This is a genomic window from Dissulfurispira sp., assembly GCF_036745535.1.
Taxonomy (GTDB): Bacteria; Nitrospirota; Thermodesulfovibrionia; order Thermodesulfovibrionales; family Dissulfurispiraceae; genus Dissulfurispira.
The window spans coordinates 1-9,815 of the sequence record NZ_DAIOFX010000058.1; the positions used below are offsets into that span (position 1 = coordinate 1).

At 44.7% G+C, this 9,815-nt stretch carries 15 protein-coding genes; all 15 read left to right on the forward strand.

Annotated features, from left to right (window positions below; translation table 11 throughout):
• Positions 1-387, forward strand: a 387-nt coding sequence (locus V7L97_RS09385) for a HAMP domain-containing protein (RefSeq protein WP_333655345.1), incomplete at its 5' end; no start/stop codon positions are given.
• Between the two features lie 38 nt (positions 388-425).
• The gene (locus V7L97_RS09390; protein ID WP_333655348.1) at positions 426-926 is read left to right on the forward strand and encodes a histidine kinase dimerization/phospho-acceptor domain-containing protein; all 501 of its coding nucleotides are present in this window, start codon (positions 426-428) and stop codon (positions 924-926) included.
• Positions 917-1,288: a sensor histidine kinase gene (locus V7L97_RS09395; protein WP_333655351.1), complete on the forward strand. Its 372-nt coding sequence runs from the start codon at positions 917-919 to the stop codon at positions 1,286-1,288. The genes V7L97_RS09390 and V7L97_RS09395 overlap by 10 nt, the downstream gene beginning before the upstream one ends.
• A 1-nt stretch (position 1,289) precedes the next feature.
• On the forward strand, positions 1,290-1,655 hold the full coding sequence (locus V7L97_RS09400) for a response regulator (protein ID WP_333655354.1): 366 nt from the start codon (positions 1,290-1,292) through the stop codon (positions 1,653-1,655).
• 21 nt (positions 1,656-1,676) lie between these two features.
• Entirely contained in the window at positions 1,677-2,507 is an 831-nt protein-coding gene (locus V7L97_RS09405; RefSeq protein WP_333655357.1) for an HDOD domain-containing protein, read from the forward strand.
• A gap of 41 nt (positions 2,508-2,548) precedes the next feature.
• Positions 2,549-2,752: a hypothetical protein gene (locus V7L97_RS09410; RefSeq protein WP_333655360.1), complete on the forward strand. Its 204-nt coding sequence runs from the start codon at positions 2,549-2,551 to the stop codon at positions 2,750-2,752.
• A 189-nt stretch (positions 2,753-2,941) separates the two neighbouring features.
• Positions 2,942-3,676: a flagellar basal-body rod protein FlgF gene (flgF, locus tag V7L97_RS09415; RefSeq protein WP_333655363.1), complete on the forward strand. Its 735-nt coding sequence runs from the start codon at positions 2,942-2,944 to the stop codon at positions 3,674-3,676.
• Between the two features lie 13 nt (positions 3,677-3,689).
• On the forward strand, positions 3,690-4,478 hold the full coding sequence (gene flgG / locus V7L97_RS09420) for a flagellar basal-body rod protein FlgG (RefSeq protein WP_333655365.1): 789 nt from the start codon (positions 3,690-3,692) through the stop codon (positions 4,476-4,478).
• A gap of 1 nt (position 4,479) precedes the next feature.
• On the forward strand, positions 4,480-5,220 hold the full coding sequence (flgA, locus tag V7L97_RS09425; protein ID WP_333655368.1) for a flagellar basal body P-ring formation chaperone FlgA: 741 nt from the start codon (positions 4,480-4,482) through the stop codon (positions 5,218-5,220).
• The gene (locus V7L97_RS09430; RefSeq protein ID WP_333655369.1) at positions 5,217-6,008 is read left to right on the forward strand and encodes a flagellar basal body L-ring protein FlgH; all 792 of its coding nucleotides are present in this window, start codon (positions 5,217-5,219) and stop codon (positions 6,006-6,008) included. The genes flgA and V7L97_RS09430 overlap by 4 nt, the downstream gene beginning before the upstream one ends.
• 62 nt (positions 6,009-6,070) lie before the next feature.
• On the forward strand, positions 6,071-7,192 hold the full coding sequence (locus V7L97_RS09435) for a flagellar basal body P-ring protein FlgI (RefSeq protein ID WP_333655371.1): 1,122 nt from the start codon (positions 6,071-6,073) through the stop codon (positions 7,190-7,192).
• The gene (locus tag V7L97_RS09440) at positions 7,189-7,866 is read left to right on the forward strand and encodes a M23 family metallopeptidase (protein ID WP_333655372.1); all 678 of its coding nucleotides are present in this window, start codon (positions 7,189-7,191) and stop codon (positions 7,864-7,866) included. The genes V7L97_RS09435 and V7L97_RS09440 overlap by 4 nt, the downstream gene beginning before the upstream one ends.
• 84 nt (positions 7,867-7,950) lie before the next feature.
• Positions 7,951-8,244: a flagellar biosynthesis anti-sigma factor FlgM gene (flgM, locus tag V7L97_RS09445; RefSeq protein ID WP_333655373.1), complete on the forward strand. Its 294-nt coding sequence runs from the start codon at positions 7,951-7,953 to the stop codon at positions 8,242-8,244.
• Positions 8,237-8,665, forward strand: coding sequence for a flagellar protein FlgN (locus V7L97_RS09450; protein WP_333655374.1), 429 nt, complete (start codon positions 8,237-8,239; stop codon positions 8,663-8,665). The genes flgM and V7L97_RS09450 overlap by 8 nt, the downstream gene beginning before the upstream one ends.
• A partial coding sequence (gene flgK / locus V7L97_RS09455; protein ID WP_333655375.1) for a flagellar hook-associated protein FlgK occupies positions 8,666-9,815 on the forward strand: 1,150 nt, incomplete at its 3' end.

Sequence of the window (9,815 nt, forward strand, 5' to 3'; positions counted from 1 at the left end):
TTTTTCATGGGATTTATGCTTCTTTTAATCGTCTTCTCTTTTATTGTCTCGTACATATTTGCTTCAAAGACGGAAAAGCCGCTGAAGGAGTTGGTGACCGCGGCAGAAAGTTTTTCCGGCGGAGATTTCGATTGCAGGGTCCCTGATGTGGATATCGAGGATTTTCAAAGGGTGAATGATGCATTTAACAGAATGGCTAAAGACATCAATCTGCTTACAAAGGAACTGGACGATGCCAAAAATTATTTCAAGCAGCTCTATGACTCCATATCGAATTATGTGATTATCGTATCTCCAAACAAGTCCATCGTGGAGGTCAATGAGAGGTTTCTTAACGATACAGGGCTGAGCCGCGACGAAGTCGTAGGAAAAAATGCTGGGAGGTAGTTCACTCCTATAGCAAACCCTGCAATGAAATGGGAGAAGTGTGTTATTTAGAAGAGGTTTATAAGGATGGGATTCAAAGAAGCGTAACCCATGTTCATCCGATAAAGGGGAGGAGGCATATCTACGACATAGTCTATACGCCTTTCATGGACAAGGAGGGCGCTATACAGTTTGCGATCGAGGATATCCGGGACATCACCGATGTGGCGGAAATGCAGGAAAGGATTAAGGACTCCGAAAAAATGGCTGCCGTGGGAAGGCTTATATCAGGCCTTGCCCACGAGATAAACAATCCCCTCGCAATAATAAGCGGCTATGTTCAGCTCGCTGCCGACATAGGTTTTTCGGATGAGGAAAGGTTTAGAGAGGCCTGCGGGAAGATCAGGGAGGCAACTGAAAGGATAAGTAAACTGATGAAAATACTCATGGACTTTGCAGGCGTTGACAGTGCGCCGCTTCATCCCGTGTCCATCAATGAGGCTCTGAAAAATACCTTCTCTATTTTACAGAAAGAGATCGAAAACAGGGGGTGTCTGTAGCAGCCGAGTTCGATGCATCGGAGCCCTCCATAATGGCGCGGGAAGGCGTTATCAGGGCTTTTTATAATATTGCAACCAATGCCATAGAGGCCATGAGCGATGCTGATAAAAGGGTATTGACGGTCAAATCCCGGACACATAACGATAATGTTATAATTACAATCAGCGATACCGGCGCCGGAGTGCCACGGGAACTCCTCAGCAGGCTTATCGAACCGTTCTTCACTACAAAGGAGTTCGGCCGCCTTGGAATGGGACTCTCGACAGCCTATTCCGTGATAAGAAATTACGGAGGGGATATTGACTTTGTGACGAATAATGGATTATCTGTTATAATCAGTCTTAAGCGGTGCGGGGGATGATATGAAGAGGATACTTGTGGTTGATGATGAACCCAATGTGGCCGAATTGATCAGGATCTTTCTGAACAACATCGGATACGAGGCCGATGTGTTTCTGTCATACGAGGAATCCATGGAGGCTGTTCTTAACAATAAATACTGGGCGGTATTCTGCGACTACATGATGCCGTGGGCTACGGGAGATAGCCTTTATTACAGGATCAGGGAGATGAACAGCGAACTTGCAAAGAGATTTATTATTGTTACCGGCGCTGTGCTGAATGAAAGGCTTGATGAATTTATAAAAAAAGAGGGCGTAAAGGTTATAAACAAGCCCTTTAAACTGGAAATGCTTAGAAATATACTCATGGAGCTCGAAAGCGGTTAGGGAATAACAATGAAGGAAGAGATGTTAGAAAAGATTATTTTAGAGACCGTAGATATTCCGAGCCTTCCTGCAGTGGCAATGAAGGTCTTGCAGCTGATGAATAACGACTATTCGTTCATAAACGAGCTCGAAAAGATTATTTCCAGTGACCAGTCATTTTCCACAAGGCTTCTGAGGATTGCAAATTCTCCATATTACGGCCGCGGCAGGAGCATAGACACGATATCTACGGCTATAATTCTTATTGGCTTTAACACCATGAAAAATCTTGTGGTTGCTGCATCATTGAAGGATATTCACAGGAAGTTCGGTCTTTTTGAACAGAGGCTCTGGGAGCACAGCCTCGGGGTTTCCATTGCAGCATCCATCATCGCCATGGAGACAAAGCTGGTACAATCAGAGGAGGCACTTGTTGCAGGGCTGATCCATGATGTTGGAAAAACAGTTCTTAACAACAGCCTGCCGGAGCAATACTCCGTGGTTATCGAGAAGGTCTATGAAGAAGGACTGCCTTTTATAGAGGTCGAGGACGAGATGCTCGGGTTTAACCACTGCAATGTGGGCGGCCTCATCGCACGTAAATGGAAACTGCCTAAAAATCTCGAGATTGTTATAGAATATCATCATGCCGAAACATTTCCTACCTTTGAAGACAGCAATTTTGAGACATTCTGCGAGATCATCAGGATAGCGGATGCAGTCTGCCTGAACATGGGCATTGGTTTGAGACGCCCTGTTGATGTTTCGAAAATCGAACTGGAGCATCTCGGCATGTCAGAAGAAAAATTCAATGAATTGCAGGAAAAGATAAAGAAGGCATACACTGAGCAAAAAGCCCAGCTTCTGGAGTAAGAAATTGGAGTATGGAGTATTGGAGTAAAGGAACTGAACTTTTGCCCGATAAAAAAGGCAAGATGGCAAGAGATGAAGGCATAAGAGAACCTTACAGGATCTCGGGCATACGGAGCATAGGGGTCGCCCATGTCTTTCCTAAAACAAGAGTCGTGAGACAGGCTAAAAAAACAACCAAAAAAGAAAAAGAGCTTCCCCAAAAGACCAAAGAAGAGACAAAAGAGGGCATAGATATAGAGGTATAATTTTCCTACCGCAGGAAAAAATTTCCCACCACAATTAAAGCAGGTAAAGGCAAAGGTAGAGGTTAAGCATAAACAAAACCTTTGTTTTTTACCTGTTTTGCTTTACCTTAACCTTTACCTTTGCCTGTTTTTAGATTGGCATTAATATTGCTTAATATCTTAATTAAGTCTAAAAACAGGGAAGGCTGAATGTACAAAGGCACATACATTGCAATGACAGGGGCGGTGCTGAGAAGTCAAGAACTGGACAGTGTCGCCAATAATTTGGCGAATGCCAGCACCACAGGGTACAAGAAGACCTCATTCTCCTCACGCCTTTATCCATTGCTGGAAGGCACTTCTCAAAGACAGGACTCGATTTATCCAGATGCAAGGGCAATGACTTATTATGGTGCGTATCATATCGATACATCGGAGGGAAATATAAAGACCACGGGAAACCCCCTTGACCTTGCTGTAAAGGGAGATGGCTTCTTTGCAGTTGAAAGCAAAGGCAAGACCTATTACACCAGAAACGGCTCTTTCAGCATGAATAAGGATGGATTCCTGGTTACCGGAAGCGGACAGAGGGTGCTCGATACTACAAATAAACCTATCAGGATAAGGGGGGAAAATATAAGCATAGCCAATATAAATATAGCTTCTGACGGGAATATTTATGTAAACGGCAATGTCTTAAGCAAACTTAAGCTCGTAAATCTGAATAATATACAGCATGTTGGAGATTCATTATTTTCAGGGAATGAAACGGGTGCTTCCAAGGGCGAGATACTGCAGGGCAGCCTTGAGATGTCCAATGTTAATCCAATACAGGAGATGGTTGGCATAATAACTGCATTAAGACAGTACGAAACAGCCCGGAAGGTCATTAAAAACTTTGAAGACCTTTCGCAGAGGGTTGTTTCTGAGATAGCAAAAGTATAAGGAGGTATATGGAATGATCAGGTCGCTCTTTACAGCAGCAACAGGCATGCATGCACAATCTCTTAATGTGGATGTTATATCGAATAACCTTGCAAATGTAAATACTGTTGGTTATAAGAGGGGCAGGGCCGATTTTCAGGATCTGGTTTATCAGACAATAAAGGCCCCGGGTGCGCCATCAGGAGAAGGTGTCCAGTTGCCGACAGGAATACAGATCGGTCTTGGCGTCAAGCCCGTTGCTGTGCAAAAGCTTTTCACGCAGGGAGATTTCATCAATACCGGCAACGACCTTGACCTCGTTATAGAAGGAGACGGCTTTTTCCAGGTTGCGAGGCCTGATGGAACTATAGCTTACACAAGGGCGGGGGCGTTTAAGCTTGACAGGGACGGAAGGATTGTGACTTCAGACGGCTATCCCCTTGAACCGGCAATTACCATCCCTTCAGATACAACCAAAATCACCATAGCCTCCGATGGACGCGTCACTGTGCTGCAGGCTGGCAGTACCACGCCTGTTGAGATTGGCACTATCGAGACAGCAAGATTCATAAATCCCGCCGGACTTCAGGCAATTGGCAAAAACCTGTTTCTCTCCACGGACGCCTCCGGGGAGGCCGCAACCGGAACACCGGGGACAGAGGGGCGGGGCAGCCTGAATCAGGGCTTCCTTGAGATGTCCAATGTTAATGTCGTTGAAGAGCTGGCAAATCTCATAATCGCTCAGAGGGCGTATGACCTTAATTCAAAGGCTGTTCAGGCCTCGGATGAGATGCTTCAGACCGCTGCTGCATTGAGGAGATAAAATGAAAGTCAAGGGTCAAGAGTTAAGAGTTAAGACTGGCTACTGGCTACTGGCTACTATACTGGCTGCCGGCTACTGGTTGCTGGCTACTTTAGCTATAGCTGCTCAGCAAGACTTAATGGACAATATCAAGCGTGCAATAGTGAAGGAACTAAGAAATGCAATTTCCGAGGACGTAGAAATTACTGGATTGAGGGTGCTTGAAGGGATGGATGCTTTAGAAAATTTAGAGGGCTATAAAATCAATACTGTTGCGATGAATGGATATGCTGGCCGTAATAAAGTGAATTTTATGGTTGACCTTAGAGATAAGAGAATGAGTAGAAAAAATATAATTGTTGAAGCGTCTTATGATGTTCTTGTGGATGTTTTTATTTCCTCAAGACCCCTTACAAAGGGGACTGTACTAACAGCGGATGATTTTTATGCTGTAAAGCAGAAAAGCTCAAAACTGCCCGTTGCTGCTGTACTGGGCAGAAATGATATTGAAAAAAAGATACTTAAAAACAATATTGGACAGGGAGTTATTATAAGGGCCGATCACCTGACAAATCAGCTGAGCATTAAAAGAGGACAAAAGGTGAATGTTGTGGTGGAAGGGGGCAATGTTGTTATATCGACTCATGGGGTATTAAGGCATGACACCGTGGTCGGTGGTGTGGCAAAGGTATTGTGCGATGTCTCTAAAAAAGAGGTAAGCGGGGTCTTAATATCACCGAATACAGTGAGGGTGAAGATATGAAAGGAAACAGGCGAGAGGCAATGGGCGAGAGGCAAGAAAAAACGAGAGGTAAAGAGTCAATATTTAAAATTATAATATTGCCTATTGCCTATTGCCTATTGCCTATTGCCTTTATTGGTTGTTCCGGCCTCAAGGATGCCAGAGATATAAAAAATGCGCCCATGCCCCCAAGGTATGTGGAGACAAAGGAGAAAGAAATTTATTCGCCTGAAGGTTCTCTATGGAAGGACAGCGCATCCCTTTTTGAAGACAGAAGGGCAAAGAGGGTAAATGACCTTGTGACCATACTGATTAACGAAAAGTCTACTGCATCCAAAAAGGCAACAACTAATGCGAGCCGTGATTCTTCTGGTGATTATGGATTGGAGAACTTTTTCGGCATGAATACGGATTTCGGCATACAGAAGCTCCCCATGGTGAATGGGTTTTATAAAGGCATGAATGTGTTTTCTCCGTCTGCTAAAGGAAATGCTGAATCCGCCTTCAAAGGAAAAGGCGATACAACAAGGGAAGGCAAGCTTGTGGGAACTATAACGGCAAAGGTGGTTGAGGTACTGCCCAATTCTAATCTTGTACTTGAATCGAGGAAAGAGGTCGTAGTGAATAATGAAAAGGAGATACTGGTATTGAGGGGTATCGTCAGACCCGATGACATAGCCCCGAACAATACGATTTCATCGCAGTATGTGGCTGATGCCCAGATATACCTTGTGGGCGACGGCGTTCTGGACGACAAGCAATCACAGGGCTGGCTGGTGAGGTTTTTGGATAAGGTGTGGCCGTTTTAAAAATCGTAATGGGTGGTGCGTAATGAGTAATAAGAATAAGAATATGTTGATTGGAGGAAATAGTGAAAGGAAAGAGAATCGTTAATTTTGTATTTATTGTATTTTTACTCTTAACGCTTCACGCATTACGCATTACGGCATTTGCCGAGCGTATAAAGGACATCGCCACATTTTCCGGCATAAGGGAAAATGAGCTTATAGGATACGGTCTTGTTGTCGGACTCAACGGGACAGGCGATAAGGACGGAACATACATATTCCAGCCTTTTGCCAACATGCTCACCAGAATGGGGATCAGTGTCAATGCTGCTGATATAAAGGGAAAGACAAAGAATATAGCAGCAGTAATAGTTACTGCAAAACTGCCCACAATGGTAAAGCCGGGATCAAAGGTGGATGTGCATGTATCGTCCATCGGAGATGCAAAGAGTCTTCAGGGAGGAACTCTTTTAATGACGCCTTTGAAGGGTCCTGATGGAAACGTCTATGCAGTTGCACAGGGCCCTGTATCTATCGGCGGATTTCTGGCTGGGGGGGCAGGTGCGCAGGCGATTAAGAACCATCCTAATACAGGTTTGGTTCCGAATGGCGCAATTGTGGAGAAAGAGGTGCCGGTGCAATTAAACGACAAAAACAGGCTTGATCTCTTATTGACCGTTCCGGATATCACAACTGCCAAAAAGACTGCGGATAGGATAAATATGGGTCTTGGAGGGGTCTTTGCTAAGGCCGAGGGTCCTTCTGTTGTCTCCATAAAGGTACCCGATGCCTATGCGAACAGGGTAGTGGATTTGATGTCAAAAATAGAACTCATGAATGTTGATGTGGATGTGCCTGCGAGGGTTGTTATCAATGAAAGGACAGGCACAATTGTCATTGGCGACAATGTAACCATCAGTCCCATTACCCTTGCGCATGGGGGACTTGCCATAGAGATTAAGGTTGAATACGAGGTTGTTCAACCCCCTCCTTTTGCCCCTCCCGCAGCAGAAACGGTTATAGTTCCAAAGGTAGAAATGAAGGCAGAAGAGAAAAAGGCGCCTCTGGTAGAGGTAAAGGGAACAACAATTGGCGAACTTGTCAAGGCGCTCAACGTGCTGGGTGTAACGCCAAAGGATCTGGTAGCAATTTTGCAAGCAATTAAGACATCCGGAAGTCTTAAGGCAGAACTGGTGATAATGTGAAGACAGTAACAGGCATAACTCCAAATCCTGAGTTCCGAATCAAGGACTCATCAGACCCAAAGGTCATGGCAAAGCAGATAGAAACCGTTTTTTTGAACGAGTTTTTAAGGATAATGATGGAGCAGACATCCTTTGGCAAGGACAGGACTGTTTCGACCTATATGCCTTATATAACATCAGAGATTGCCAGGTCCATTACCGAAAGGGGCATAGGCGTTGGTGATTTCTTTTTAAGGACCCCATCAGCAGGCATTCAGGATACAAAATCCCAAAACCCGTTACCATGGGACGGAAAGCTCAAACTTCCTGTGGTGGGCAAGGTGACTTCAAGATACGGGTTGAGGTATGACCCCATTGATGGAAGGCTGAGGCATCACAGCGGGATAGATATTGCCATGCCAGAGGGTACCCCCGTGCCATCCGCTGCACCGGGCAGGGTTGTTTTCAGCGGTTTCTTATCCGGATACGGCAATTGCGTGATTATAGAGCATGGGAACGGACTGACCAGCCTTTATGCCCATAATTCTTTAAATCTCGTAAAGACCGGGGATGTTGTTGATAAAAATAGAGTTTTAGCACTGTCAGGCTCATCTGGGAGGTCCACAGGTCCCCATCTGCACTTTGAGGTAAGGAAAGACGGGGTGCCGGTAGATCCAACGGGCATGATTGGTTAATTTTTGGTTAAATCCTCCGATATATAGATATAGGTCTTATAAGACTTATAAGACCTGTAAAAACAAAAGAAGGAGGATAAGAAGATGAGAATAACGGATAAGTTAGAAGTCGTTGGGCCTAATTTACAGAAGCCCGACAGGCCTAAGGAAAAAGGAGGGGAAAGATCCGAGGAGGTTTTATCCAAGGATCAGGTAACAGTCTCGGAAAAGGCCAAAGAGATTGGCAGGCTCCAGGTGGAGGTCAGTAAACTCCCCGAGATACGGGCAGACCGCGTGGAGGAAATTAAAAACGCTATCAATGCCGGAACCTACGATGTCAAAGGCGAGGCGGTAGCAGGCAAACTTTTGAAGGAGGCTATCATTGACTCACTTGTATGAGGATTTAATTGATGTGCTGGAGAAGGAATTTTCCCTCTGTACACAACTGGTTGAGCTTTTGCAAAAAGAGAAAGACGTTATAGCGAGCCTTGACCCAAGGGCACTCGAGCTGTTACTGGGTGACAAAGAGGCTATAACAACCCAGATAAGGGTATGCGACGAGACCCGTGAAAAGATACTGGATAACCTCGGTTTTAAGAACAAGACCATATCCGAGGTTGCCGGGATGGCAGAAAGCAGTTACAGGGAGAGATTGACAAGCATAGCCTCCAAGTTTACATCCATAATCCACAGCATATCAGAGCTTAACAGATTTAACAGCATATTGATTGAGAAGTCCCTTTATTATATAAAGACCTCATACAATTTTTTGAATAACTTTGATGTAAGCGCACGTCGGAAGATATCGGTGGAGGTATAAATGTCTGTACTCGGCCTGTTTGACATCGGCAAAACCGCCTTGCTGACGACAAGAAGGGCACTCGATACCACGGCACATAATGTTGCCAATGCCTCAACACCGGGTTATACGAGACAGGATGTTATCTTAGAAAACATACCTACAGGAACAATAACCTCTGTCGGCATGACAGGCAGAGGAGTCAGGATTACAGAGATAAAGAGGATGTATGATACCCTTGCCAGTCTCCAGATAAGGACGGAAAAATCGAGTTTTTCATACTGGGATGCCTATGAGAAGGGCATCGTAAAAATAGAGAATGTCTTTAATGAAGCATCAGACACAGGGATAAGTCCTGCAATTACGGATTTCTTCAATGCATGGCAGGAGGTATCGCAGAATCCAGAAGGGTATGCACAGAGAACGCTGTTAATTAAAAAGGCCGAATATCTCACCTCACGTATAAGCAGGGCGTATTCGTCACTGGATGATGAACGTACGGAGTTATACAAGAGCAGCCAGAGCCTCGTGGTAGAGGTAAACAGCATTGCAGCAAAGATTGCGGATCTGAATGAAAAGATATCTATATCCCCCGGTGCATTGGATCTAAAAGACCGGAGGGATTATCTTATCGAGAGACTGAATGAAATAGTTAAGGTCAGCACATTTGAGGATAATGTAGGCAGATATTCCGTCCTGATAGGTGGGGTGCCTATTATCGATGGGGGCAGTACTTATAAAATGAGCGTTTCCACAGATACAGAAAACAATATACATTTTTATATAGATCTGCCGGGTGAAATAAAAGAGATCACCAATGACATAACAAGCGGCGAGTTAAAGGCGAATATCGATTTAAGGGAGACCGTTATCCCCTCCATTATGAACAGGCTGAATGCCTTTGCATTAGACCTTACTTTAACAATAAATGAATACCACAGGAGCGGCTACGGGCTCGATAACTCTACCGGAAATTATTTCTTCAGCAATATAAGCTCTCCCTTTACCGCAAAGGACACTAGCACGTCCGGCGGGTCTGTTACAGACGCTAATGTGACCATATCGAATCTTCATATGGTGGATTTTGAAAAGCAGTACAAGATAGAGTATATAGACACAAACAAATATAATACCCTGTCTGCCTCGGAACAGGCCGAATATATAAGAGAAG

Excerpts from the sequence above, each read along its gene's own strand:
- flgG (WP_333655365.1), top strand. The coding sequence starts at position 3,690 with ATGATCAGGTCGCTCTTTACAGCAGCAACAGGCATGCATGCACAATCT.
- flgM (WP_333655373.1), top strand. The coding sequence starts at position 7,951 with ATGAGAATAACGGATAAGTTAGAAGTCGTTGGGCCTAATTTACAGAAG.
- flgF (WP_333655363.1), top strand. The coding sequence starts at position 2,942 with ATGTACAAAGGCACATACATTGCAATGACAGGGGCGGTGCTGAGAAGT.
- V7L97_RS09405 (WP_333655357.1), top strand. The coding sequence starts at position 1,677 with ATGTTAGAAAAGATTATTTTAGAGACCGTAGATATTCCGAGCCTTCCT.
- flgA (WP_333655368.1), top strand. The coding sequence starts at position 4,480 with ATGAAAGTCAAGGGTCAAGAGTTAAGAGTTAAGACTGGCTACTGGCTA.
- V7L97_RS09430 (WP_333655369.1), top strand. The coding sequence starts at position 5,217 with ATGAAAGGAAACAGGCGAGAGGCAATGGGCGAGAGGCAAGAAAAAACG.
- V7L97_RS09400 (WP_333655354.1), top strand. The coding sequence starts at position 1,290 with ATGAAGAGGATACTTGTGGTTGATGATGAACCCAATGTGGCCGAATTG.